This window comes from Pseudomonas sp. DrBHI1, from assembly GCF_002205115.1.
GTDB lineage: Bacteria > Pseudomonadota > Gammaproteobacteria > Pseudomonadales > Pseudomonadaceae > Aquipseudomonas > Aquipseudomonas mosselii.
Genome location: NZ_NIBE01000007.1, coordinates 60232 through 84028 on the forward strand (window position 1 = coordinate 60232; position 23797 = coordinate 84028).

Genomic DNA, 23797 nt, shown 5'->3' on the forward strand with positions numbered 1-23797 from the left:
TTCAATTCTCTCGACGGTCTCGAATTTCAGGGGACGTCGCTACGACATGCCGGGGCAGGGTCACGCGGATCCGGGTACCACGTTGGCGCTCGATGTCGGCCGGGCTGTCGATGGTGATTTGCCCATAATGCTCTTCCACGATGGAATAGACCAGAGCGAGCCCCAGTCCGGTTCCTTCGCCCGGGTCCTTGGTGGTGAAGAAGGGTTCGAAGAGGCGGTCCATGATGCTTTTCGGGATGCCGCTGCCTTCGTCCTCGACGATCAGGTCGACGGTGTGTTCGTTCACTTCGCTGCGCACGCGCACGGCGCTTCCGGGCGGGGAGGCGTCGCGGGCGTTGGAAAGCAGGTTGATCAGTACCTGGGCCAGGCGCTGCGGGTCGCCCTCGACCCAGTGCTGCGGATCGCAGAGGTTGAAGAACTGTACTTCGAAATTGCGCCGGTTCAACGCCAGCAGACCAATGGCGTCCTGCGCGACTTCGGCCAGGCACACCGGCTCCTCGCTGTTCTGCTGGCTGCCGCCGGCATGGGCGAAGCTCATCAGCGACTGGACGATGCGCGACACGCGCTTGGTCTGTTCGAGAATCTGGCTGGACAACTCGATGATCTCGCCGTCGCCTTCGCGCTCCTCGCGCAGGTTTTGCGCAAGGCAGGCGATGCCGGTGATCGGGTTGCCGATCTCGTGGGCCACCCCTGCGGCCAGGCGACCGATGCTGGCCAGGCGCTCGGAGTGCACGAGCTTGTCTTCCAGCGCCTGGGTCTCGGTGAGGTCCTCGACCAGCAGCACCAGGCCGCTGTTGCCCGGGGCCAGCGGCTCGTCGATGGCCGCCTTGTGCAGGTTGAGCCAGCGCGGCTGGCCATCGAGTGCCAGCCGCTGCTTGTGCAGGTGCTCGTCGGGCACGTTGATGAAGCCTTGCAGCAGGCCGCGCCAGGGTTCGCCGATAGTCACCAAGCGTGAACCGACCACGTGCTTGGCGGCGATCCCGGTGAGCTCCTCCATGGCTTTGTTCCACATCAGGATCTCCTGGTCCTTGGCCAGCGAGCACACGCCCATGGGCAGTTCCTGCAAGGTCTGGCGGTGGTAGCGGCGCAGGGCGTCGAGCTCGGCTGCAAGGCCGGTCAGGCGTGAGTGGTAGTCCTCGAGGCGGCTCTCGATGAAGTGGATGTCCTCGGTGACGTAGTTCTCGTTGCCGGACTTGTAGGGCAGGAAGGTCTCGACCATGTCCTGGGCCACGCTCGGGCCCATCAGGCCGGAGAGGTTGGCCTCGATGCGGTCGCGCAGGCGGCGCAGGGCATAGGGGCGGCGTTCGTCGAAGGGCAGGTAGAGGTCGCGCAGGGCTTGCTCGACCTCCTTCTGCGCGGCCTTGGCGCCCAGTGGCTTGGCCAGCTGGGTGGCGAACTCCTGGGGCGAGGCAGCGTGCAGCTCGCGGCGCTGCGGGCGACGCACGTTGTCCACCGCGCAGGCCTCGGCGGCGCTGACTTCTTCGCTGCTGGCGTTGGTGAACAGCGAGATCAGGGTGAACAGCAGGACGTTGGCCGCCAGCGAGGCGATGGCCGCCATGTGCCAGCTGGTATCGTCCAGCACGTAGATCATGTCCAGCAGCGGGATGTAGAAGCCCTGCAGGTTGCCCAGCAGTGGCAGCAGCATGGTCACCATCCACACCAGCATGCCGGCCAGCAGCCCGGCGATGAAGCCGCGGCGATTGGCGGTCGGCCAGTACAGCACCGAAAGCACGCCGGGCAGGAACTGCAAGGTGGCGACGAAGGCGACGATGCCCAGGTTGGCCAGGCTCTGGTGGGTGTTCTGGGTCAGGTAGAAGACGAAGCCGGCGGTGATGATGGCGACGATCAGGGCCCGACGGGTCCATTTCAGCCAGCGGTAGATGTTGCCTTCGGCTGGCGGCTGGTACAGCGGCAGCACCAGGTGGTTCAGGGCCATGCCCGACAGCGCCAGGGTGGTGACGATGATCAGCCCGCTGGCGGCCGACAGCCCGCCGACATAGGCCAGCAGCGCCAGCGCTTCGTTGTTGGCGGCGATGCCCAGGCCCAGGGTGAAGTACTCGGGGTTGGTGCTGGCGCCCAGGCGCAGGCCGGCCCACAGCACCAGCGGCACGGCCAGGCTCATCAGCAGCAGGAACAGCGGCAGGCCCCAGCTGGCGCTGACCAGCGAGCGTGGGCTCAGGTTCTCGGTGAAGGCCATGTGGTACATGTGCGGCATGACGATCGCCGAGGCGAAGAACACCAGCAGCAGGGTGCGCCACGGCCCCTCCTGCAGTGGCGTGTGCAGGGCGGCGAGGGCGGTCTGGTTCTGCAGCAGCCAGACTTCCAGGCCGTGGGGGCCGCCGAACACGCCGTACAGCGCGTAGAGGCCGACGCCGCCCAGGGCCAGCAACTTGATCACCGACTCGAAGGCGATGGCGAACACCAGGCCTTCGTGCTTCTCGCGGGTGGCGATATGGCGCGAGCCAAAGAAGATGGTGAACAGCACGATCAGCACGCAGAAGGCGAACGCCACCCGCGCCTTGACCGGCTCGCCGGTGAGGATGCTGATCGAGTCGGCCACCGCCTGGATCTGCAGGGCCAGCAGCGGCAGCACGCCGATCAGCATGAAGATGGTGGTCAGCGCGCCGGCCCAGGTGCTGCGAAAGCGAAACGCCAGCAGGTCGGCCAGCGACGACAACTGATAGGTGCGGGTGATCTTGAGGATCGGGTAGAGCAGCACCGGCGCCAGCAGGAACGCCCCCGACACACCCAGGTAACAGGCGAGGAAACCGTAGCCGTACTGGTAGGCCAGGCCGACCGAGCCATAGAAGGCCCAGGCACTGGCATAGACGCCCAGCGACAGGGTGTAGGTCAAGGGGTGGCGGATGACCGCGCGCGGGATCAGCCCACGTTCGCTGATCCAGGCCACGCCGAACAGCACCAGCAGGTAGGCGGCGCTGATCAGGATCATCTGGGTCAGGCTAAAGCTCATCGGCATCTCGTTGGCTCTGCAGGATGAAGGTGACGACGATCAGGATCAGCCAGAGCAGGTAGGGGCGGTACCAGGCTCCGGTCGGCTCGATCCACCAGTCCATGATGGCCGGGGAGAACAGATAGATCCCCACGACCAGAAGCAGGACCAAACGATAGATGTACATGCTGGCCTCGATGGGTTGGGCGCTGCGGGTTTGGACTTATTATTGGCGCAAATGGCTGGGGCGATGCTAGCGGGAATCGGTAGAGTTCGCCAAGGGGTTGAATTTGTTGGGCTTTTGATTTTGGTATTGCGTGTTCTGGCCCTATCGCGTGGCAAGCCCGCTCCCACGATGCCAATGTGGTCTGCGTGGGAGCGGGCTTGCCCCGCGATAGGGCCGGTACTGCTTTAGCGCAATTGCGCCTCGGGCACCGTCATCTGCCGCGCAATTTGCTCCGGCCGCCATTGCTGCCGGGCCGCCGCAAGCACTTCACGTGGGCTGGCCCCCGCCAGTGCCGGATCTGCCTGCTGTCCCAATGCCCGCAGGGCGCGCAGCAGCAATGGCGTCGCCTGGTCCGCCTCCAGTGGTGGCGAGCGGTACGACTTGCCCAGCTTGTGCCCGTCCGGCTGCACGATCAATGGAATGTGCAGGTAACGCGGCTGCGAGAACCCCAGCAACTCCTGCAGGTACAGCTGGCGCGGCGTGTTGTCCAGCAGGTCGGCTCCGCGCACGATATCGGTGACACCCTGCCAGGCATCGTCCAGCACCACCGCCAGCTGGTAGGCATACAGCCCGTCGCGACGCTGGATGACGAAGTCGCCCACCTCGCGCCCCAGGTGTTGCTCGAACGTGCCCTGGACCCGGTCGCTGAATCGGTAGATCAGCTCCGGCACCCGCAGACGGATCGCCGCGCCTTCGCGGGCGTGCCCGGCGTTGCGGCATAAACCCGGGTAGATGCCGTTGTGGCCTTCCAGCTGCTTGCGCGAGCAGGTGCAGGCATAGGCCAGGCCCATGTTGAACAGGCGGTCGACTACCGTGGCATAGGCATCGTGACGCTGGCTCTGGAACACCACCTCGTCGTCCCACTCCAGCCCGTAGCGCTCCAGTGTCTGCAGGATCGCGTCACGGGCGCCGGGCATCTCCCGGGGCGGGTCGGTGTCTTCCATGCGCAGCAGCCAGCGACCGTTGACGGCGCGGGCGTCGAGCCAGGAGGCGAGGGCGGCGACTAGCGAGCCGAAGTGCAGGAAGCCGCTGGGGGTGGGGGCGAAGCGGCCGATGTAGCGGGAGTCGTTCATGGATTGCACAGCTATATAAATGAAGACGGGGCGTACCCGTCGTAGAAAGCGGGCTAGCCTGCTTCCACAACCGATACGCCCCGTCTGCGAGGGTCCGGGATCAGCCTTTACCGACAGTCTTTTCCTTCTTCTCTGCAATTTCCTTGCAGTCGAAGCACAGGTCGGCGGTCGGACGGGCCTCGAGGCGGCGCAGGCCGATCTCGATGCCGCAGGAATCGCACCAGCCGTACTCGTCGGCCTTGATCTTGTCGAGGGTCTTGTCGATCTTCTTGATCAGCTTGCGCTCGCGATCGCGGTTGCGCAGCTCCAGGGCGAATTCTTCTTCCTGGCTGGCACGGTCCGCCGGGTCGGGGAAGTTGGCTGCTTCGTCCTTCATGTGGTCCACGGTGCGATCCACGCTGACCATCAGCTCGCCTTTCCAGGCGTTGAGGAGCTTGGTGAAGTGCTGCTTCATGAGCTCGCCCATGTACTCCTCACCCTTGGTCTCTACGTAGGGTTCGACACCGTACATGGTCTGGACTTTTTGCTTTTCTACGGTGGACATGAATAGACCGCCTCTCACTCATCTGATCCAATGCGCAGGCTGCTTCCATCTCCGGCGCCCGCCGGCCCTGCGACTGCGAGCCGCCGAACTTACCAGATAGATCCGGGGTGCGCTACCCCGCCCTATGCCTGCTTTTGACAGCGGCATCACCGGCGCGTTCGTTGGCGTGCACAGGTAGAATCACCAGTTTAGACCCAATTGAGAGAAGGCCCATGGCTCAGCCACACAGTGCGCGCAGTCGCGCCATCGAACCCTTCCACGTCATGGCCCTGCTGGCCCGTGCCAACGAGCTGCAGGCCGCGGGCCACGACGTGATTCACCTCGAGATCGGCGAGCCGGACTTCACCACCGCCGCGCCGATCGTCGCCGCCGGCCAGGCCGCCCTGGCCGCCGGGCACACCCGCTACACGGCGGCCCGTGGCCTGCCGCAACTGCGCGAGGCGATCGCCGGGTTCTATGGCCAGCGCTACGGTGTGGACCTCGATCCAGAGCGCGTGCTCATCACCCCGGGCGGTTCCGGCGCGCTGCTGCTGGCCAGCAGCCTGCTGGTCGATCCGGGCAAGCACTGGCTGCTGGCCGACCCGGGTTATCCGTGCAACCGGCATTTCCTGCGCCTGGTCGAAGGCGGTGCGCAACTGGTGCCGGTGGGGCCGGACGTCAATTACCAGTTGACCGCCGATCTTGTCGATCGCCATTGGGACAAGGACACCGTCGGCGCCCTGGTCGCCTCGCCGGCCAACCCGACCGGCACGGTGCTCGACCGCGACGAGCTGGCCAGCCTTTCCAAGGCCACCCGCGAGCGTCATGGGCATCTGGTGGTGGACGAGATCTACCACGGTCTCACCTACGGCATGGATGCGCCGAGCGTGCTGGAGGTGGACGATGAGGCATTCGTCCTCAACAGTTTTTCCAAATATTTCGGCATGACCGGCTGGCGCCTGGGCTGGCTGGTGGCACCGCCGTCGGCGGTGGGCGACCTGGAAAAGCTGGCGCAGAACCTCTACATCAGTGCCCCGAGCATGGCCCAGCACGCCGCGCTGGCTTGCTTCGAGCCGCAAACCCTGGCCATCCTCGAGGAGCGCCGCGCCGAGTTCGCCCGTCGCCGCGACTACCTGCTGCCGGCTTTGCGCGGGCTGGGCTTCGGCATTGCCGTGGAACCCCAAGGGGCCTTCTATCTGTATGCCGACATCAGCGCGTTTGGCGGCGATGCCTTCGCGTTCTGCCGGCATTTCCTGGAAACCGAGCACCTGGCGTTTACCCCGGGCCTGGACTTTGGCCGACACCAGGCCGGTCATCATGTGCGTTTCGCCTACACCCAGAGCCTGCCGCGCCTGGAAGAGGCGGTACAGCGCATCGCCCGTGGCCTGCAGAGCTGGCAGGGCTGACCGATGCAGTTTCCGTCCCTGGAACAGGCGCGCCTGCTGCGCCGCTACAAACGCTTCCTGGCCGACATCGAGTTGGCCAGTGGCGAGCAGATCACCATCCACTGCCCCAACACCGGCTCCATGCTCAATTGCATGCGCGAGGGCGGGCAGGTGTGGTTCAGCCGCTCCAACGACCCCAAGCGCAAGTTGCCCGGTACCTGGGAAATCAGCGAAACGCCCCAGGGCCGGCTGGCCTGCGTTAACACCGGGCGCGCGAACGCCGTGGTGGAGGAGGCCCTGCGCGCCGGCGTGGTCGGCGAGCTGGCCGGCTTCACCACGCTCAAGCGTGAGGTGGCCTATGGCGAGGAGCGCAGCCGGATCGACTTCTACCTGGAATATGCCGACGGAGCCAAGGCCTATGTCGAGGTCAAGAGCGTGACCCTGGGTTACCCCGACACGCCGGTGGCGGCCTTCCCCGACGCCGTCACCCAGCGCGGTGCCAAGCACCTGCGCGAGCTGGCCACCCTGGCGCGCCAGGGGATCCGCGCGGTGCAGCTGTATTGCGTGAACCTGACCGGCATCGAGGCCGTGCGCCCTGCCGAGGAGATCGACGCCGCCTATGCCCAGGCCCTGCGCGCCGCCGTGGCGCAAGGGGTCGAGGTACTGGCCTACGGCACCCGTCTGGATGCGCAGCAACTGGTCATCGACCGTCCGCTGCCGGTGCTGCTCACTCCGTGAGCCAGATGCCCTGGCTGTCTTCCCGGCAGTCCAGGGCCTCCAGCCACTCGCCCGCGCAGGGGCCAGTGATGCATTCGCCGCTTTCTATGAGGAACTGGGCCCCGTGATGGGCGCACTGGATCAGGCTCGCGCTGTCGTCGAGAAAGCTGTCCGCCGCCCAGTTCAGCGGGATGCCCCGGTGCGGGCAGCGGTTGCGGTAGAGGTGGACCTTGCCCTGGCGGCGCACGCCGAACAGCGGCACGCCGGCTACGCTGAAGGCGCGGCTGTGGCCCTCGGCGAGGTCGTTGGAGGCGCAGAGAAAATGCATTGCAGCGGAGTTTCCGGTTAAGCCGTGTGACAAAGGGATGGCTTGACGCTTCAATGCGAATAATTATCAAATTGCCCGCATTCGTCGCGCCAGGCTGTCTATGGTGCGCACTTGTGCCGCCCGCCACAAGGTGTGCTGCCCGCCCTCTGCAAAGGAATCCGATGATGCGCCGTCCCGCTGCTTTGATTGCCCTGTGCGCCGGTCTTGCCCTGTCCGCCCACACCATGGCCGCCGAGCTGCCGCAGCGCTGGGTCAGCGCCGGTGGCGCCCTGAGCGAGTGGATCAGCGCCCTGGGCGGCGAGCAGCGGCTGGTCGGTGTCGACACCACCAGCCAACACCCCGAGTCGCTCAAGGCGCTGCCCAGCATCGGCTACCAGCGCCAGTTGTCGGCCGAGGGCATCCTCAGCCTGCGCCCCGATGTGCTGGTGGGTACCGAGGAGATGGGGCCGCCGCCAGTATTGGCGCAGATCCGCAAGGCCGGGGTACGAGTCGAGTTGTTCTCCAGCAAGGCTGAGCTTGATGCGGTGGACGAAAACCTCAAGCATCTGGGGGCGTTGCTGGATGACGAGAAGAAGGCCGAGGCACTGGCCTCCGACTATCGTCGGCAACTGGAGGTGTTGCACAAGGAGGTCGAACAGGCCCAGGCCGGGCACAAGGCGCCCGGTGTCCTGCTGCTGGTCGGCCATAACGGCGCCAAGCCGATGATCGCGGGGCAGGGTACCGCCGGGGATTGGGTGCTGCGCCAGGCGGGAGGACGCAACCTCGCCGATCACCAGGGCTACAAGAACTTCTCGGTGGAGGCCCTCGCCGCGCTGAATCCGGACGTGGTGGTGTTCTCCGACCGAGCCCTCAGCGGCGAGCAGGCCTTGCAGGCACTGATCAAGGAAAACCCGGCCCTGGCGACTTCGCGCGCGGCGCGCGACAAGCGCCTGCTGTCGCTCGACCCGACGCTGCTGGTCGGCGGCCTGGGCCCACGCCTGCCGGCCACCCTGCATGAGCTGGCCGCCAGCTTCTATCCTGCCGCCAAGGCCAGCTTCACCCCATGAGGCAGCGGGTTCGACCACGTACGTTGTTCATTACCCTGGCGTTGCTGTGCCTGCTCGCGGTCTGGCTGTCGCTGGCGCTGGGCCCGGTCAGCCTGCCGTTGCTCGATACCCTGCGCGCCGGCCTGCGCCTGGTCGGCTTGCCGGTGCCCGGCGAAGGCCTGGAGCAGGCCGAGATGATCCTCGGCCAGATCCGCCTGCCGCGTACCTTGCTCGGGCTGGCGGTCGGTGCCGTGCTGGCGCTGTCCGGCGTGGCGATGCAGGGGCTGTTCCGCAACCCGCTGGCCGACCCGGGGCTGGTCGGCGTCGCCAGTGGCGCCGCCCTGGGCGCGGCGGTGGCGATCGTCGGCGGCAGTTGGCTGGGGGGCATTCCCGACTGGTTCGCGCCTTACCTGCTGTCGCTCTGCGCCTTTGTCGGTGGGCTGGGCGTGACGGCGATGGTCTACCGCCTGGGGCGGCGTGACGGCCAGACCAATGTGGCCACCATGCTCCTGGCCGGTATCGCGATGACCGCGCTCGGCGGCTCAGCGGTGGGCCTGTTCACCTACCTGGCCGACGATGCCACGCTGCGCACCCTGACGTTCTGGAACCTGGGCAGCCTCAACGGCGCCAGCTATGAGCGGCTATGGCCCCTGCTGCTGGTGGCGGCGGCCGTGGCCCTGTGGCTGCCGCGCCGGGCGCAGGCACTCAACGCCTTGCTGCTGGGCGAGTCGGAAGCCCGACACCTGGGCATCGAGGTCGAGGGGCTCAAGCGCGAACTGGTGTTCTGCACGGCGCTGGGCGTGGGGGCGGCGGTTGCCGCCGCCGGCCTGATCGGTTTCATTGGCCTGGTGGTGCCGCACCTGATGCGGCTGGTGGCGGGACCGGACCACCGGGTGCTGTTACCGGCCTCGTTGCTGGCGGGCGGTACCCTGCTGCTGTTCGCCGACTTGATCGCGCGCCTGGCCCTGGCCCCGGCGGAATTGCCTATCGGCATTGTCACCGCGTTCATCGGGGCGCCATTCTTCCTGTTCCTGCTGGTGAAGGTGCGCAGCTGATGCTCGACGTCCGAGGGCTGTCTCTCAAGCGTGGTGGCAGCCAAGTGCTGCACGACATCAACCTGACGCTGCGGCCCGGGCAGGTCCTCGGCGTGCTCGGGCCTAACGGTGCCGGCAAGAGCAGCCTGCTCGGCGCCCTGTGTGGCGAACTGGCGCCCAGCGCCGGGCAGGTGCAACTCGATGGTCGCAGCCTTGATGGCTGGCCGGGCCAGGAACGGGCACGGCGACTGGCGGTGTTGCCGCAGGTGTCCAGCCTGGGCTTTGCATTCAGTGTCGATGAGGTGGTCGGCTTAGGTCGACTGCCCCATGCCAGCGGCCGTCAGCGTGACCGGGAGATCGTCGATGCGGCGCTGGCGGCGGCGGATGCGGGGTATCTGGTCGAGCGCAGCTACCTGGCGCTGTCCGGCGGCGAACGCCAGCGCGTGCACTTGGCGCGGGTGCTGGCCCAGCTGTGGCCCGGTGAGCCCGGCACCACGCTGCTGCTCGACGAGCCCACCTCCGCGCTCGATCCGCTGCACCAGCACACCACGCTGCAGGCGGTGCGCAGCTTCGCCGACCGTGGCGCGGCGGTGCTGGTGATCCTGCATGACCTGAACCTGGCGGCGCGCTACTGTGACCATATCCTGCTGCTGGAGCAGGGCCGCTGCCATGCCCTGGATACGCCGCAACAGGTGCTGACGCCGGCGGCGCTGCGGGCAGTGTTCGGTATCGATGTCCTGGTCCAGCCGCACCCGGAGCGCGGCCATCCGCTGATCATCACTCGCTAAGAGGCTTGCACCATGCGCCATCCCCTGCTGTCCATCTGTCTGGTGCTGGCGCTGGGTGGTTGCCAGGCGAGCCTGCCACCCGTGCCGGCCTGGCAGGGTACCGAGGGCCGTGACAACGTCCAGTTGGGGCAGATCATCGAATTGTCCAGCGGCCAGGCCTTGAGTCCCGGGCAGCTGGTCCAGCGCCTGGCCGATGCGCCACGGGTGCTGGTGGGTGAAAAGCACGACAATCCCGACCACCACCGCCTGCAGCTCTGGTTGCTGCGTGCCCTGGAGAGCCGCCGGCCACAGGGCAGCCTGCTGCTGGAAATGCTCGAGCCGCGACAGCAGGCCCTGGTCGATGCGCAGAAGGGCAAGGTGTCGCCGGCAGCCGACCTGCCCAAGGCCCTCGACTGGCAGCCCGGCTGGAACTGGGCGCTGTACGGGCCGATCGTCCGCGAGGCCCTGGCCCAACCTTACCCGCTGCTGGCCGCTAACCTGTCGCCGGAGGAAGTCCGCCAGGCCTATCGGCAGCCAGCGACACCCCCGGGCGAGCGCTCCAATGCGCCGGCAGTGGTGCAGGCGCTGCTGGCCCAGGTGCGCGCCGGCCACTGCAACCTGCTGCCGGAAAGCCAGCTACCGGCGATGCTGGCGGTGCAGCAGCAGCGTGACCGACGCATCGCCGAGCGGCTGCTGGCCGCGCCACAGCCGGCACTGCTGCTCACCGGCAGCTACCATGCGCGCAAGGACCTGGGCGTGCCCCTGCACCTGGCCGATCTCGGCGCCAATGCCGAGGGCACGGTGCTGTTGCTGGCGGAAGTGGGGGAGGCGGTCGAGCCAGCCATGGCTGACTTCGTCTGGTATACCCCGGCGACGCTGGAGCAGGACTACTGCGCCCAGCTGCGCAAGGCGCACTGAATCGCGGGCAAAAAAAGACCCGGCAAAGTGCCGGGTCAATAACCGTGATTAGCCTGATGAGGAGATAATCTGAGCGTCCGAACCAGGGAGCATTCAGGTTACCCAACCAGTCTCGCGACCAGTTGTGATAATCATAACGATTCTCATTTCGAGGTCAATGCCTTTTGCGAATTATTTTTCGTTTTTCTGTGCCGGGCACTTCGCGTCGAGCTGCTGGTTCAGCGCTTGCTTGCGTTCGGCCGGCAGGTCGTTCCAGTGCATGTCCAGCAGGGCCCCCTCGATGGCGTACAACAACACCTTCGAAGCCCGGAATCCTCGCGTTCTCACGGCTTGATAGGCACCCACCGCGCCGAGCCGGCGCAGGTCCGAAGCACTGTGGATACCGACGGCGTGCAGCCATTGCGCGGAGGTCTTGCCAAGGTTTTTCAGATGCTGCAATTCATCGTTCATCGAGCCTCCTTGCGATGGCTGAACGGGTCGTGGGGATAAATCGCGAGCAGGTCAATGAGGAGTGTAGCGGGGGTTGTGAATAACGCGGCCTTTTGCCATCGGCGCCGACGGGATGCAGTACTTTCGCTGGGTGGGACCCTATGGGAGCGGGTTGCGTGGGAGCGGGCTTGTCCCGCGATGGCGATCGCTGGGGCAGACGCTATCGCGGGGCAAGCCCGCTCCCACGTGTGTCCGCTCCCACAAAGTTCCCATCCACAGCCTGGCGCAGGCCAGGCACTTACCCTTGGCGAGCACTGCGATATCGCATCCGCGTCCCGAACTTCACTGACATCAGGATTTCGTCGGCGCTGAGCTCAGCCGGGAAGTAGGTCCCGGAGATCTGCGCGTGGGCGAGGCTGGCGCCCTCCAGGCCGTTTTCGCGCAGGTCGAGCCCGCGCAGGTCTGCGGCGCGAAAGTACGCGTCGGTGAAGTCGATGCCGCGCACATCCAGGGCGCGCAGGTCCAGGCCGCGGAAATCACCGCCTCGAAAGTCGATAGTCGTATCGCTGGGCTTCTCGCGGTTGAACGCCGCGATCTTCTCGTCGCGGATCATCGTGTACAGGACGTTGTCCAGCTGACGGGGCTGATTCATGGCGGCGCCTCCTCCGTGGGGTGTGATGATATTGTAATGACATCACTGGAGGGGCGCCTGACTTCAGGCGTGAACTGTCGACTGCTTCACGCCTTGTGGCTCAAAGGCCGGGCAGGTGCTGGCGGATCTGCTCGATCAACTGGTCCATGCTGGCGCTTTCCTGGGTGTTCACGCGCTTGCTGTGCTTCTGCTCCTCGACATCCAGCGGGTCGCGGCTGGCCTGCTGCGCCTGGATCACTTCCAGGGTGGCGTCCGACGGGTCGATGGCTTCGGCCTGGCGCTGGGCCAGCCAGCTGGCGATCACCGCGTCGGGGGCCTGGCAGTCGAGAATCAGGAACGGCACGCCGGTCTCGCTGGCGACGTCCGCAGCCGCCTTGCGCTGGTCATGCTTGAGGTAGGTGGCGTCGAGTACCACCGGGAAACCGGCGTGCAGGATGATCGCCGCCAGCTCATGCAGGCGCTGGTAGGTGGCGATGCTGGCTTCCTTGTCGTAGATGCCCGCCTCGAGCTGGCCCGCGTCGGCCGCCGACTGCTTGCCGAACAGGCGCTTGCGCTCCACGTCCGAACGCACGCGCACCGCGCCCAAGGCCTCGACAAGACGCATCGCCACATGGCTCTTGCCCACCGCCGAGACGCCCTGGGTGACAGCCAGCAGGCGCGAAGGGATAGCGCTGTAGCTTTCGGCCAGGTTGGCGTAGTTGCGGTAGGTGCGCAGGGTGGTGGCGCGCTGCACGCCGTCGGCGTCGTGCGACAGGCTGAACAGCGCGACCTTGGCCCGCACCAGGGCGCGATAGGCCTTGTAGAAGTTCAACAGTTCCAGGCCTTGGTAGTCACCGGTCAGTTCCAGGTACTGGCTGATGAAGCGTCGCGACAGGCACTTCAGGCCGCGGTCCTCGAGGTCCATGGCCAGGAAGCCGACGTCAGCGTAGACATCGGTCAGGCGGAACGGCTCGTTGAACTCGATGCAGTCGAAGATCACCACCTTGCCGTCGATCAGGGTGGCGTTGCCCAGGTGGATATCGCCGTGGCACTCACGAATGAAACCATTGGCCTTGCGCGCCTCGAGCAGGCTATGCAGGCGCTTGAAGCTGTCCTGGGCCCAGGCCTGCAGGTTGTCCAGTTGCTGCAGGTCGACCTTGTCGGTCAGGAACGGGCGGATCTGCTCGAAGTTCTGCTCCACCGGCGCCATGACCGCGTCCGGGGTGCCCAACGGATGGTCGACCGGCACTTTCGGCGCCTGCAGGTGGAACTCGGCGATCTGCCTGGCCATCTGGTCGATGTGACCGGCGTTCAGCTCGCCGTTGGCCTGCAGGGTGCTGAGCATCTGGTCCTGGGGGAACTGGCGCATCTTCAGCGCGTACTCGATCGCCGGGCCTTCGCCGCCGACCTGTGGGGCCTCGACGCTGCCGGTGATCGGCAGCACTTCCAGGTACAGGCCTTCGGTCAGGCGCTGGTTCAGCCGCAGCTCTTCGTTACAAAAATGCCCGCGCTGGTCCAGGCCGGTGAAGTCGAGGAAGCCGAAGTTCATGGGCTTCTTGATCTTGTAGGCGTACTCGCCGGTGAGCAAAACCCAGGAGATGTGCGTCTCGATGAGCTGGAAGCCCGCAACCGGGTGCGGATAGAGGGCGGGGTTCTGCAGCGCGCTGATCAGGGCTTGGCTCACGGATCATCCTTCAGGAGTCAGGGAATTCGAATCGGACATTATGGTCAATGGTGCCGTCCCTGCAAACCGCCGAGGGGCGTCTGCCCCCCTTTTCCAAAGTGCGTATAATCCGCCGCCATGACACGTACCCGAAATTCCCGCACCCCTAAAAAACGCCCGACCGGCCGCGCCCGCGCCTGGCTGGGCTGGGCACTCAAGCTCAGCCTGGTCGGCCTGGTGGTGATCGCCGGCTTCGCGGTCTACCTCGATGCCACCGTCCAGGAGAAGTTCTCCGGCAAGCGCTGGACCATCCCGGCCAAGGTGTATGCCCGGCCGCTGGAGCTGTTCGTCGGCCAGAAGCTGAGCAAGAACGACTTCCTCACCGAACTCGATGCCCTGGGCTATCGCCGCGAAGGCGTGGCCAATGGCCCGGGCGCCGCGTCGGTCAACGGCAACAACGTCGACCTCAACACCCGTGGCTTCCAGTTCTATGAAGGTATGGAGCCAGCGCAGTTCGTGCGTGTGCGCTTTTCCGGCGACTATGTCGCGGGCTTGAGCGGCGCCAATGGCGGCAAGCTCGACGTGGTACGCCTGGAGCCGCTGATGATCGGCGGCATCTACCCGAAGAACCTTGAAGACCGCATCCTGATCAAGATCGACCAGGTGCCGCCCTACCTGGTGGAAACCCTGATCGCCACCGAAGACCGCGATTTCTACAGCCACTTCGGCGTGTCACCCAAGTCCATTGCCCGGGCGGTGTGGGTCAACACCTCCTCCGGCGCCATGCGCCAGGGCGGCAGTACCCTGACCCAGCAGTTGGTGAAGAACTTCTTCCTGACCAACGAGCGTAGCCTCAGCCGCAAGCTGACCGAGGCGATGATGTCGCTGCTTCTGGAACTGCACTATGACAAGCGCGAGATCCTCGAGGCCTACCTGAACGAAGTGTTCATCGGCCAGGACGGCCAGCGCGCGGTGCACGGCTTCGGTCTGGCCAGCCAGTTCTTCTTCAGCCAGCCGCTGCAGGAGCTCAAGCTGCACCAGATCGCCCTGCTGGTGGGCATGGTCAAGGGCCCGTCCTACTACAACCCGCGCCGCTACCCCGAGCGCGCCCTGCAACGGCGCAACCTGGTGCTCGACCTGCTCGCCGAGCAGGGCGTGGCCACGCAGGAGGTGGTCGACGCGGCGAAGAAGATGCCGCTGGGCGTGACCAAGCGCGGCAGCCTGGCCGACAGCTCGTTCCCGGCCTTCCTCGACCTGGTCAAGCGTCAGCTGCGCCAGGACTACCGCGATGAAGACCTGACCGAAGAAGGCCTGCGCATTTTCACCAGTTTCGACCCGATCCTGCAGATGAAGGCCGAGACCGCCATGAGCGAGACCTTCAAGCGCCTTGCCGGGCGCAAGGGCGCCGACGAAGTGGAATCGGCCATGGTCGTCACCAACCCCGAGACCGGTGAAGTGCAGGCATTGATCGGCAGCCGCCAGTCGGGCTTTGCCGGTTTCAACCGCGCCATCGACGCCGTGCGGCCGATCGGCTCGCTGGTCAAGCCGGCGGTCTACCTGACCGCGCTGGAGCAACCGAGCAAGTTCACCCTGACCAGCTGGGTGCAGGACGAGCCGTTCTCGGTCAAGGGCGCCGACGGCCAGGTGTGGCGTCCGCAGAACTACGATCGCCGCCCTCACGGCACCATCTACCTGTACCAGGGCCTGGCCAATTCCTACAACCTGTCGACCGCCAAGCTCGGCCTTGAAGTCGGCGTGCCCAACGTGATCAAGACCATCGGTCGGCTTGGCGTGCAGGTCGACTGGCCGGCGTTCCCATCGATGCTGCTGGGCGCCGGCGGCATGTCGCCGATGCAGGTGGCGACCATGTACCAGACCATCGCCAACGGTGGCTTCAACACGCCGATGCGCGGTATCCGCAGCGTGCTCACCGCCGAAGGCGAGCCGCTCAAGCGCTACCCGTTCCAGATCCAGCAGACCTTCGATCCGGGTTCGATCTACCTGGTGCAGAACGCCATGCAGCGGGTGATGCGCGAAGGCACCGGTCGCTCGGTCTACAGCGTGCTGCCGAGCTCGCTGACCCTGGCGGGCAAGACCGGTACCAGCAACGACTCGCGCGACAGCTGGTTCTCCGGCTTCAGCCAGGACCTGCTGGCGGTGGTCTGGCTGGGCCGCGACGACAACGGCAAGACGCCGTTCACCGGTGCCACCGGCGCGCTGCAGGTGTGGACCAGCTTCATGAAGAAGGCCGACCCGCTGCCGCTGGACATGCCGCAGCCGGACAACGTGGTGCAGGCCTGGATCGATCCATACAGCGGCCAGGGTTCCGACGGCAGCTGTCCGGGAGCGGTGCAGATGCCGTATATTCGTGGCAGTGAACCACCCGCTGGCGCCACCTGTGGTGGCGAGCAGAACCCGGCCGAAGAGGTGATGGACTGGGTCAAGGGCTGGATGAATTGAGCGCGAGCTTCTGAAGAGGGTGTGAAGTGAACAAGTGGTGGATTCCTGCCGTGGCGGCAGTGACCGTGCTGCACGGCTGTGCCAGCGTCCCGCGTGGCAACATTCCGGTGGTCGATTCGAGCACCCGGGTCTCCAACAGCGAGCGCGTCTCGGCCAACCGCACGTCGGCCTATCCGACCAGCGGTGGCAGCAGCCAGGCCCAGTCATTGCCGGAAGACTCCGGCGTCACCGTGATGATCCCGCAAGGGACCGGCGGCGCGCCGATCCAGTCGTTCCCGGCAGGCACCGGGCCGGCGCCGATCAGCACCGGCCCGATCACCCCGGGCCCGGTCAGCAGCGGCCCGATCACGACCAACCCCAACCCGATCGCCGACGAACCGTTCGATATCGCCTCGATGAGCAATCCGGCGCCGGTGACCAGTGCCCCGACCGGTATCCCGCGTGGCAACACGTCCGGCGGCGGCCTGTCCGCCGACGAACAGCTCGACGGCCCGGTGCTGGCGCTGCTGACCACCGCCCAGCAGCAGCAGGGCAGTGGCGACTTTAACGGCGCCGCGTCGAGCCTGGAGCGTGCCCAGCGCATCGCCCCGCGTGAGCCGCAGGTGCTGTTCCGCCTGGCTCAGGTGCGCCTGTCCCAGGGCGATGCGGCGCAGTCCGAGCAACTGGCACGCCGTGCGCTGACCTACGCCAACGGTCGCCCAGACCTGCAGGCCCAGCTGTGGAACACCATCGCCCAGGCCCGCGAGAAGCAAGGTGACAGCGCAGGTGCCGCCCTGGCGCGGCAGAAGGCGCGGGTCAACCTGTGATGGAGCAGCGCATCCTCGATATCGCCGACCACTTGCTGCTGATCGAGCGCGAGCTCAAGGTCCAAGGTTGGTGGAGTGATGCCACGCCCAGCGCCGAGGCGCTGGCCAGCGTGGTGCCGTTCGCCGTCGACAGCATGGCCTTCGAGCAGTGGCTGCAGTGGATCTTCCTGCCGCGGATGAAACTGATTCTCGAGCACGGTCACCCGCTGCCCAATGCCTCGGGCATCCTGGTCATGGCCGAGACGGTGTTTGTCGACCGTCCGGAACAAAGCCGCGAGCTACGGCGCCTGTTGGCAGCATTCGACCATTTGATCAGCCCCTCCGCCTGATTTCTTCTCTTTTTCCATCAAGGGCCGCAGATTGTGGCCCTTTTTTATGAAAATCTTCTTATATCTGCTGCTGCCGGCCTTTTTAGTGGTGGCGGAGATTCATCTTGCGGAAAAATTGGCAATAATTTCTCTTGACTTGTGCGCGCCGAATCACAAGAATCCAGATTCCGCTGTAGAGGGACTGCCAGAAGCAGACCCGCTAAGCAGATCATGAGGCGCACACCCGCGCCGACTTGTAACACCCCGCAACGCGTTACCTCGCGCTGGGTGGGAAGGCCCGCAACACACCAGGGCACTCCCAATACTTGCTCAGTCAGTGCTGACGTTCGCTCATGCTCTGCTTGGCAGTAAACCTATTAAGACCCGCTCAGTGAGGGCGGTATTCTGGCGTTTTAGAGGTGAACAACGTGGAGCTTTTATCTGGCGCTGAGATGGTCGTCCGCTTCTTGCGTGACGAAGGCGTTAAGCACATCTACGGGTACCCTGGCGGTGCTCTCCTTCATGTTTACGATGCCCTGTTCAAGGAACCGGAAGTCCAGCACATCCTGGTCCGTCACGAGCAGGCTGCCACCCATATGGCGGACGGTTACGCCCGTGCCACCGGCAAGGCCGGCGTGGTCCTGGTGACTTCCGGTCCGGGCGCGACCAATGCCATTACCGGCATTGCCACCGCCTACATGGATTCCATTCCGATGGTCATCCTGTCTGGCCAGGTGCCCAGCACCATGGTCGGCACCGACGCGTTCCAGGAAACCGACATGATCGGTATCTCCCGGCCGATCGTGAAGCACAGCTTCATGATCAAGCACGCCTCGGAAATCCCCGAAGTCCTGAAAAAAGCCTTCTATCTTGCGCAGTCCGGCCGTCCCGGCCCGGTGGTGGTCGATATTCCAAAAGATATGACCAACCCGGCCGAGAAGTTCGAGTACATCTACCCGAAAAAGGTCAAGTTGCGTTCGTATAGCCCGGCTGTTCGTGGTCACTCCGGGCAGATCCGCAAGGCGGCCGAGATGCTCCTGGCGGCCAAGCGCCCGATCGTCTACTCCGGTGGTGGCGTGATCCTCGGCGGCGGCTCCGAAGCCCTCACCGAAATCGCCAAGTCGCTGAACCTGCCGGTCACCAACACCTTGATGGGCCTCGGCGGCTTCCCGGGCACCGATCGCCAGTTCCTCGGCATGCTCGGCATGCACGGCAGCTACACCGCCAACATGGCCATGCACCACGCCGACGTGATCTTCGCCGTCGGCGCGCGGTTCGACGACCGCGTGGTTAACGGCCCGGCCAAGTTCTGCCCGAACGCCAAGATCATCCACATCGACATCGACCCGGCGTCGATCTCCAAGATGATCAAGGCCGATGTGCCGATCGTCGGCCCGGTCGAGAGCGTGTTGAGCGAGATGCTCACCATCCTCAAGGAGATCGGCGAGCAACCCGACAAGGCGGCGCTGGATGCCTGGTGGAAGCAGATCGACGAATGGCGCGGCGACGGTGCACTGTTCCCCTACGACAAGGGCGACGGCAACCTCATCAAGCCGCAGCAGGTGATCGAGACCCTGTGCGAAGTGACAAAAGGCGATGCCTTCGTCACCTCCGACGTGGGCCAGCACCAGATGTTCGCGGCCCAGTACTATCGCTTCAACAAACCCAACCGCTGGATCAACTCCGGTGGCCTGGGCACCATGGGCTTCGGTTTCCCGGCGGCCATGGGCATCAAGCTCAACTTCCCTGACCAGGACGTGGCCTGCGTCACCGGTGAAGGCAGCATCCAGATGAACATCCAGGAGCTGTCCACCTGCATGCAGTACGGCCTGCCGGTGAAGATCGTGAACTTGAACAACGGTGTGCTGGGCATGGTCCGCCAATGGCAGGACATGGCCTACAACGGTCGCCACTCGCACTCCTACGTCGAGTCGCTGCCGGACTTCGTCAAGCTGGCCGAGGCCTATGGCCATGTGGGCATCCGCATCACCAGCCTGAAGGACCTCAAGCCGAAGCTGGAAGAGGCTTTCGCGATGAAGGACCGCCTGGTGTTCATCGACATCGCGGTCGACCGGACCGAGCACGTCTATCCGATGCAGATCAAGGACGGCTCGATGCGTGACATGTGGCTGAGCAAGACGGAGCGTACCTGATATGCGGCACATCATCTCCCTGCTGCTGGAAAACGAACCCGGTGCCTTGTCTCGCGTGGTCGGTCTGTTCTCCCAGCGCAACTACAACATTGAAAGCCTGACCGTGGCACCGACCGAAGACCCGACCTTGTCGCGTCTGACGCTGACCACCGTTGGCCATGACGAGGTGATCGAGCAGATCACCAAGAACCTGAACAAGCTGGTCGAAGTGGTCAAGCTTGTGGACCTGTCGGAAAGCGCCCACATCGAGCGCGAACTGATGCTGGTCAAGGTCAAGGCCACCGGTGCCCAGCGCGCCGAAATCAAGCGCACCACGGATATCTTCCGTGGCCAGATCGTCGACGTGACCGCCAGCGTGTACACCGTGCAGCTGAGCGGCACCAGCGACAAGCTGGACAGCTTCATCCAGGCCATCGGCACCGCATCGATTCTCGAAACCGTGCGCAGTGGCGTCACCGGCATTGCCCGTGGCGACAAAGTGCTCAGCATCTAACTTCAAAAACTAGCGATGGCTCCGCTGGGGCCGAGATATAACAGGGGTATTTTCATGAAAGTTTTCTACGACAAAGACTGCGACCTTTCCATCATCCAGGGCAAGAAAGTCGCCATCATCGGTTACGGTTCGCAAGGTCACGCCCAGGCGTGCAACCTGAAGGACTCCGGTGTGGACGTTACCGTCGGTCTGCGTAAAGGGTCGGCCACCGTTGCCAAGGCAGAAGCCCACGGCCTGAAAGTGGCTGACGTGGCTACCGCCGTCGCCGCTGCCGACCTGGTCATGATCCTCACCCCGGACGAATTCCAGGGCCAGCTGTACAAGAACGAGATCGAGCCGAACATCAAGAAGGGCGCCACCCTGGCCTTCTCCCACGGCTTCTCGATCCACTACAACCAGGTCGTTCCGCGTGCCGACCTCGACGTGATCATGATCGCGCCGAAGGCCCCGGGCCACACCGTGCGCTCCGAGTTCGTCAAGGGCGGCGGCATCCCTGACCTGATCGCTGTCTACCAGGACGCCTCGGGCAACGCCAAGAACGTCGCCCTGTCCTACGCCGCTGGTGTCGGTGGTGGCCGTACCGGCATCATCGAAACCACCTTCAAGGACGAGACCGAAACCGACCTGTTCGGTGAGCAGGCCGTTCTGTGCGGCGGTACCGTGGAACTGGTCAAGGCCGGTTTCGAGACCCTGGTCGAAGCGGGCTACGCCCCGGAAATGGCCTACTTCGAGTGCCTGCACGAGCTGAAGCTGATCGTCGACCTCATGTACGAAGGCGGTATCGCCAACATGAACTACTCGATCTCCAACAACGCCGAGTACGGTGAGTACGTCACCGGCCCAGAAGTCATCAACGAAGAATCCCGCAAGGCCATGCGCAATGCCCTCAAGCGCATCCAGGACGGCGAGTACGCGAAGATGTTCATCAGCGAAGGCGCCACCAACTATCCTTCGATGACCGCCAAGCGTCGCAACAACGCCGCCCACGGCATCGAAATCATCGGCGAGCAACTGCGTTCGATGATGCCTTGGATCTCGGCCAACAAGATCGTCGACAAGACCAAGAACTGAGTCTTGCGTCGATAAATGAAAAACGCGGCTTCGGCCGCGTTTTTTCGTTTGCGCGGTCAGCTTCTGGTATAAAGCGACCAGTGGCTCGCTGTTAAAACGGTTTTGCCGAGCCCATGTCGAACATATTCCACCCTGTTGCAAGGTACTTTTCATGAGCGAACGTCCCGAAGAGCCGAACAAGCCCTCCGACGCCGAAAGCCTGCTACCTGTCGATGAGCACGTTGAAGAAGGTCACGACGCCGAAGGGCGCAAGGTGCGTCACCGCGGTATCTATCTGCTGCCCAACCTGTTCACCACCGCGAACCTGTTCGCCGGCTTCTATTCCATCATCAGCTCGATGAGCGCGCAGAGCGCCCTGAGCGCGGGTGATCCACGGGAGGCGAGCAAGTATTTCGCCTTCGCCGCCATCGCGATCTTCGTCGCCATGGTCCTCGACGGCCTCGATGGCCGCGTGGCCCGCATGACCAATACGCAAAGTGCCTTCGGCGCCGAGTACGACTCGCTGTCGGACATGGTCGCCTTCGGCGTGGCCCCGGCGTTGCTGGCGTTCGGCTGGGCACTGGGGGACATGGGCAAGGTCGGCTGGATGGTCGCCTTCATCTATGTGGCCGGCGCCGCGCTGCGCCTGGCGCGTTTCAACACCCAGGTCGGCACCGCCGACAAGCGCTACTTCATCGGCCTGGCCAGCCCGGCGGCGGCCGGCGTGGTGGCTGGTACCGTCTGGGCGTTCAGCGACTACGGCATCCAGGGCTCCAAGCTGTCGTTCCTGGTGGCGCTGCTGGTGGCGGCCGCGGGCATGCTGATGGTCAGCAACATCAAGTACAACAGCTTCAAGGAACTCGATCTCAAGGGCCGCGTGCCCTTCGTCGCCATCCTCGCCGTGGTGCTGGTGTTCGCCGTGGTGTTCAGCGATCCGCCGCGCATCCTGCTGCTGATCTTCCTTGCCTATGCTGCATCGGGGCCGATCCAGTTCCTGTTGCGGGCGCGCCGTCGTAAATCCTGACAAGGATTTAATCGCGGAATAACCTGCAGGCTCCATAGTCTTACGTGTACATCAGTGACCCGTACTGTGGAGCCGCCATGCTCATCAAGCTTCCCCGACCATCCGACTGCAAAGCGTCGGAGATCACCCCCGAATCCATCTACTTCTCCCGTCGCACCTTGCTAGGCGCGGGCCTGGCGGGCGTGGCCCTGGGCGCGTTGCCGCGGTTGGGCGCGGCTGCCGAGGTGTCCCGCTATGCCGATGTCGAGGGCGGTGCCGCCCCCGGCTGGTTCAGCGACAAGCTGGCCAGCACCCGCTGGCAGGCGGTCACCGTCAGTGGCGAAGCGATCACGCCGTTCAAGGACGCCACCCACTACAACAACTTCTATGAGTTCGGCCCCGACAAGGGCGATCCGGCGGCCAATGCCGGCGGTCTGAAGACCGAACCCTGGAGCCTGGTGGTCGATGGCGAGGTGGCCAAGCCCGGGCGCTATGCGCTGGAGGACTTCATCAAGCCTTACCAGCTCGAGGAGCGGATCTACCGCCTGCGCTGCGTGGAGGCCTGGTCGATGGTGATTCCCTGGTTAGGCTTCCCCTTGGCGCAGGTGCTCAAACAGGTCGAGCCTACCTCGAAGGCGCGCTACATCCGTTTCGAAACCCTGGAAGACCCCAAGAGCATGCCCGGCCAGCGTTCCGGCTTCGCCCTGATCAACTGGCCGTATGTGGAGGGCTTGCGCCTGGATGAGGCGATGAACCCGTTGGCGATTCTGGCGGTGGGCATGTATGGCCGCGAGCTGCCCAACCAGAACGGCGCGCCGCTGCGCCTGGTGGTGCCATGGAAGTACGGATTCAAGAGCATCAAGTCGATCGTGCGCATCAGCCTGGTGGCGGAGCAGCCGCAGACCACCTGGCAGGGGCTGGCGCCGGACGAATACGGCTTCTATGCCAACGTCAACCCGACGGTCGACCACCCGCGCTGGACCCAGGCGCGGGAGCGCCGCTTGCCCAGCGGGCTGTTCAGTCCCAATGTGCGCGATACGCTGATGTTCAACGGCTATGCCGATGAAGTGGCGTCGCTCTATACCGGTCTCGACCTGCGGAAGAACTACTGATGCGCTATCCCTGGTTTCGCCTGGCGATCTTCGTCGTGGGGTGCCTGTTTCCACTGTGGTGGTTCTATGAAGCTGCCATGGGGCTGCTTGGGCCGGATCCTGGGAAGATCATGATGGACCGACTTGGTTTGGGGGCGTTGGTGTTTTTGCTTATCACCCTGGGCATGACGCCGCTGCAGCGGCTGACGGGGTGGTCGGGGTGGATTGTGGTGCGGCGCCAGCTGGGGCTGTGGTGCTTTGCTTATATAGTCCTGCACATGACGGCGTACATGGTGTTCATCCTGGGGCTGGATTGGGGGCAGTTCGGCGTCGAGCTGCGCAAGCGGCCCTACATCATTGTTGGCGCCTTGGGTTTCCTTGGCCTGCTGGCGCTTGCGGTTACCTCCAACCGTTACAGCCAGCGGCGCCTGGGGGCGCGGTGGAAAAAGCTGCACAGGCTGGTCTATGTGATTCTCGGGCTGGGTCTGTTGCACTTCCTGTGGATCGTGCGCTCGGACCTGAAGGAATGGGCGGTGTATGCCGCTATCGGAGTCTTGCTGCTGGTGCTGCGCATTCCCCCGGTATGGCGGCGTGTTCCACGATTGATGGGGCGGGGGAGGGCGGCCTGAAATCTTTCTTTAATAAAAGCTTGACGCCCTCTCAGATTCCCTTACAATGCGCCCCACTTCCAGCGACATCGGAACGAAAAACTCCTTGAATATCAATGAGTTGATTGTTGAAGAGGGTGGCGGAGGTGCTTCGGT

23 protein-coding genes are annotated in these 23797 nt (G+C 64.7%); 15 read left to right on the forward strand and 8 right to left on the reverse strand.

Annotated elements, in window-relative coordinates; translation table 11 throughout:
- Position 1: 1 nt before the first annotated feature.
- The 4 genes from CC207_RS01065 to dksA form a co-directional block, all read right to left on the reverse strand.
- Entirely contained in the window at positions 2-2977 is a 2976-nt protein-coding gene (locus CC207_RS01065) for a sensor histidine kinase (protein ID WP_028691233.1), read from the reverse strand.
- Positions 2961-3137, reverse strand: coding sequence for a hypothetical protein (locus tag CC207_RS01070; RefSeq protein ID WP_003250005.1), 177 nt, complete (start codon positions 3135-3137; stop codon positions 2961-2963). The genes CC207_RS01065 and CC207_RS01070 overlap by 17 nt, the downstream gene beginning before the upstream one ends.
- A 224-nt stretch (positions 3138-3361) precedes the next feature.
- Positions 3362-4249: a tRNA glutamyl-Q(34) synthetase GluQRS gene (gene gluQRS / locus CC207_RS01075; RefSeq protein ID WP_088851444.1), complete on the reverse strand. Its 888-nt coding sequence runs from the start codon at positions 4247-4249 to the stop codon at positions 3362-3364.
- Between the two features lie 100 nt (positions 4250-4349).
- The gene (dksA, locus tag CC207_RS01080) at positions 4350-4793 is read right to left on the reverse strand and encodes an RNA polymerase-binding protein DksA (RefSeq protein ID WP_028691231.1); all 444 of its coding nucleotides are present in this window, start codon (positions 4791-4793) and stop codon (positions 4350-4352) included.
- Positions 4794-5005: 212 nt separating this feature from the next.
- Between dksA and CC207_RS01085 the strand changes: the two genes are divergently transcribed.
- Together CC207_RS01085 and sfsA are read left to right on the forward strand one after the other, a co-directional pair.
- Positions 5006-6178, forward strand: coding sequence for a pyridoxal phosphate-dependent aminotransferase (locus CC207_RS01085; protein WP_028691230.1), 1173 nt, complete (start codon positions 5006-5008; stop codon positions 6176-6178).
- Positions 6179-6181: 3 nt separating this feature from the next.
- Positions 6182-6895, forward strand: coding sequence for a DNA/RNA nuclease SfsA (sfsA, locus tag CC207_RS01090; RefSeq protein WP_088851445.1), 714 nt, complete (start codon positions 6182-6184; stop codon positions 6893-6895).
- Here the strand turns inward: sfsA and CC207_RS01095 are convergent.
- Positions 6885-7202, reverse strand: a complete 318-nt coding sequence (locus tag CC207_RS01095; protein WP_028691228.1) for a Rieske 2Fe-2S domain-containing protein — start codon at positions 7200-7202, stop codon at positions 6885-6887. The genes sfsA and CC207_RS01095 overlap by 11 nt on opposite strands.
- Before the next feature lie 161 nt (positions 7203-7363).
- Here CC207_RS01095 and CC207_RS01100 point away from each other — a divergent pair, with 161 nt between their 5' ends.
- The 4 genes from CC207_RS01100 to CC207_RS01115 are packed head-to-tail and all read left to right on the forward strand — an operon-like array spanning position 7364 to position 10946.
- Entirely contained in the window at positions 7364-8248 is an 885-nt protein-coding gene (locus CC207_RS01100; protein WP_088851446.1) for a hemin ABC transporter substrate-binding protein, read from the forward strand.
- A 50-nt stretch (positions 8249-8298) separates the two neighbouring features.
- Positions 8299-9282 carry an iron ABC transporter permease gene (locus tag CC207_RS01105; protein WP_178080942.1) on the forward strand — a complete coding sequence of 328 codons (984 nt, stop codon included), beginning with the start codon at positions 8299-8301 and terminating at the stop codon, positions 9280-9282.
- Positions 9282-10049: a heme ABC transporter ATP-binding protein gene (locus CC207_RS01110; protein ID WP_028691225.1), complete on the forward strand. Its 768-nt coding sequence runs from the start codon at positions 9282-9284 to the stop codon at positions 10047-10049. The genes CC207_RS01105 and CC207_RS01110 overlap by 1 nt, the downstream gene beginning before the upstream one ends.
- 12 nt (positions 10050-10061) lie before the next feature.
- Complete coding sequence (locus tag CC207_RS01115; protein ID WP_088851448.1) at positions 10062-10946, forward strand: ChaN family lipoprotein; 885 nt, start codon at positions 10062-10064, stop codon at positions 10944-10946.
- Between the two features lie 171 nt (positions 10947-11117).
- On the opposite strand, the gene CC207_RS01120 is transcribed toward CC207_RS01115, so the two are convergent.
- The 3 genes from CC207_RS01120 to CC207_RS01130 form a co-directional block, all read right to left on the reverse strand.
- Positions 11118-11396, reverse strand: a complete 279-nt coding sequence (locus CC207_RS01120) for a TfoX/Sxy family protein (RefSeq protein WP_028691223.1) — start codon at positions 11394-11396, stop codon at positions 11118-11120.
- Between the two features lie 277 nt (positions 11397-11673).
- Positions 11674-12027, reverse strand: coding sequence for a pentapeptide repeat-containing protein (locus CC207_RS01125; protein ID WP_088851449.1), 354 nt, complete (start codon positions 12025-12027; stop codon positions 11674-11676).
- Between the two features lie 100 nt (positions 12028-12127).
- Entirely contained in the window at positions 12128-13690 is a 1563-nt protein-coding gene (locus tag CC207_RS01130; protein ID WP_088851450.1) for a bifunctional aminoglycoside phosphotransferase/ATP-binding protein, read from the reverse strand.
- Positions 13691-13807: 117 nt separating this feature from the next.
- On the opposite strand from CC207_RS01130, the gene mrcB reads away from it, so the two are divergent.
- From mrcB to msrQ, 9 genes are all read left to right on the forward strand, one after another.
- Positions 13808-16129, forward strand: coding sequence for a penicillin-binding protein 1B (gene mrcB / locus CC207_RS01135; RefSeq protein ID WP_028691220.1), 2322 nt, complete (start codon positions 13808-13810; stop codon positions 16127-16129).
- 26 nt (positions 16130-16155) lie between these two features.
- The gene (locus CC207_RS01140) at positions 16156-16935 is read left to right on the forward strand and encodes a M48 family metallopeptidase (RefSeq protein ID WP_028691219.1); all 780 of its coding nucleotides are present in this window, start codon (positions 16156-16158) and stop codon (positions 16933-16935) included.
- On the forward strand, positions 16932-17264 hold the full coding sequence (locus CC207_RS01145) for a YqcC family protein (RefSeq protein WP_069017549.1): 333 nt from the start codon (positions 16932-16934) through the stop codon (positions 17262-17264). The genes CC207_RS01140 and CC207_RS01145 overlap by 4 nt, the downstream gene beginning before the upstream one ends.
- Before the next feature lie 407 nt (positions 17265-17671).
- Positions 17672-19396, forward strand: a complete 1725-nt coding sequence (locus CC207_RS01150; protein ID WP_028691217.1) for an acetolactate synthase 3 large subunit — start codon at positions 17672-17674, stop codon at positions 19394-19396.
- Between the two features lies 1 nt (position 19397).
- Entirely contained in the window at positions 19398-19889 is a 492-nt protein-coding gene (gene ilvN / locus CC207_RS01155) for an acetolactate synthase small subunit (RefSeq protein ID WP_003250040.1), read from the forward strand.
- Positions 19890-19943: 54 nt separating this feature from the next.
- Positions 19944-20960, forward strand: coding sequence for a ketol-acid reductoisomerase (gene ilvC / locus CC207_RS01160; protein ID WP_028691216.1), 1017 nt, complete (start codon positions 19944-19946; stop codon positions 20958-20960).
- A 151-nt stretch (positions 20961-21111) separates the two neighbouring features.
- On the forward strand, positions 21112-21963 hold the full coding sequence (gene pssA, locus CC207_RS01165; protein WP_028691215.1) for a CDP-diacylglycerol--serine O-phosphatidyltransferase: 852 nt from the start codon (positions 21112-21114) through the stop codon (positions 21961-21963).
- Between the two features lie 77 nt (positions 21964-22040).
- On the forward strand, positions 22041-23054 hold the full coding sequence (gene msrP, locus CC207_RS01170; RefSeq protein WP_069017550.1) for a protein-methionine-sulfoxide reductase catalytic subunit MsrP: 1014 nt from the start codon (positions 22041-22043) through the stop codon (positions 23052-23054).
- The gene (gene msrQ, locus CC207_RS01175; protein WP_028691213.1) at positions 23054-23662 is read left to right on the forward strand and encodes a protein-methionine-sulfoxide reductase heme-binding subunit MsrQ; all 609 of its coding nucleotides are present in this window, start codon (positions 23054-23056) and stop codon (positions 23660-23662) included. The genes msrP and msrQ overlap by 1 nt, the downstream gene beginning before the upstream one ends.
- The last annotated feature ends 135 nt before the right edge of the window (positions 23663-23797 follow it).

Excerpts from the sequence above, each read along its gene's own strand:
- CC207_RS01065 (WP_028691233.1), bottom strand. The coding sequence starts at position 2,977 with ATGCCGATGAGCTTTAGCCTGACCCAGATGATCCTGATCAGCGCCGCC.
- CC207_RS01070 (WP_003250005.1), bottom strand. The coding sequence starts at position 3,137 with ATGTACATCTATCGTTTGGTCCTGCTTCTGGTCGTGGGGATCTATCTG.
- gluQRS (WP_088851444.1), bottom strand. The coding sequence starts at position 4,249 with ATGAACGACTCCCGCTACATCGGCCGCTTCGCCCCCACCCCCAGCGGC.
- dksA (WP_028691231.1), bottom strand. The coding sequence starts at position 4,793 with ATGTCCACCGTAGAAAAGCAAAAAGTCCAGACCATGTACGGTGTCGAA.
- CC207_RS01085 (WP_028691230.1), top strand. The coding sequence starts at position 5,006 with ATGGCTCAGCCACACAGTGCGCGCAGTCGCGCCATCGAACCCTTCCAC.
- sfsA (WP_088851445.1), top strand. The coding sequence starts at position 6,182 with ATGCAGTTTCCGTCCCTGGAACAGGCGCGCCTGCTGCGCCGCTACAAA.
- CC207_RS01095 (WP_028691228.1), bottom strand. The coding sequence starts at position 7,202 with ATGCATTTTCTCTGCGCCTCCAACGACCTCGCCGAGGGCCACAGCCGC.
- CC207_RS01100 (WP_088851446.1), top strand. The coding sequence starts at position 7,364 with ATGATGCGCCGTCCCGCTGCTTTGATTGCCCTGTGCGCCGGTCTTGCC.
- CC207_RS01110 (WP_028691225.1), top strand. The coding sequence starts at position 9,282 with ATGCTCGACGTCCGAGGGCTGTCTCTCAAGCGTGGTGGCAGCCAAGTG.
- CC207_RS01115 (WP_088851448.1), top strand. The coding sequence starts at position 10,062 with ATGCGCCATCCCCTGCTGTCCATCTGTCTGGTGCTGGCGCTGGGTGGT.
- CC207_RS01120 (WP_028691223.1), bottom strand. The coding sequence starts at position 11,396 with ATGAACGATGAATTGCAGCATCTGAAAAACCTTGGCAAGACCTCCGCG.
- CC207_RS01125 (WP_088851449.1), bottom strand. The coding sequence starts at position 12,027 with ATGAATCAGCCCCGTCAGCTGGACAACGTCCTGTACACGATGATCCGC.
- mrcB (WP_028691220.1), top strand. The coding sequence starts at position 13,808 with ATGACACGTACCCGAAATTCCCGCACCCCTAAAAAACGCCCGACCGGC.
- ilvN (WP_003250040.1), top strand. The coding sequence starts at position 19,398 with ATGCGGCACATCATCTCCCTGCTGCTGGAAAACGAACCCGGTGCCTTG.
- ilvC (WP_028691216.1), top strand. The coding sequence starts at position 19,944 with ATGAAAGTTTTCTACGACAAAGACTGCGACCTTTCCATCATCCAGGGC.
- pssA (WP_028691215.1), top strand. The coding sequence starts at position 21,112 with ATGAGCGAACGTCCCGAAGAGCCGAACAAGCCCTCCGACGCCGAAAGC.
- msrP (WP_069017550.1), top strand. The coding sequence starts at position 22,041 with ATGCTCATCAAGCTTCCCCGACCATCCGACTGCAAAGCGTCGGAGATC.
- msrQ (WP_028691213.1), top strand. The coding sequence starts at position 23,054 with ATGCGCTATCCCTGGTTTCGCCTGGCGATCTTCGTCGTGGGGTGCCTG.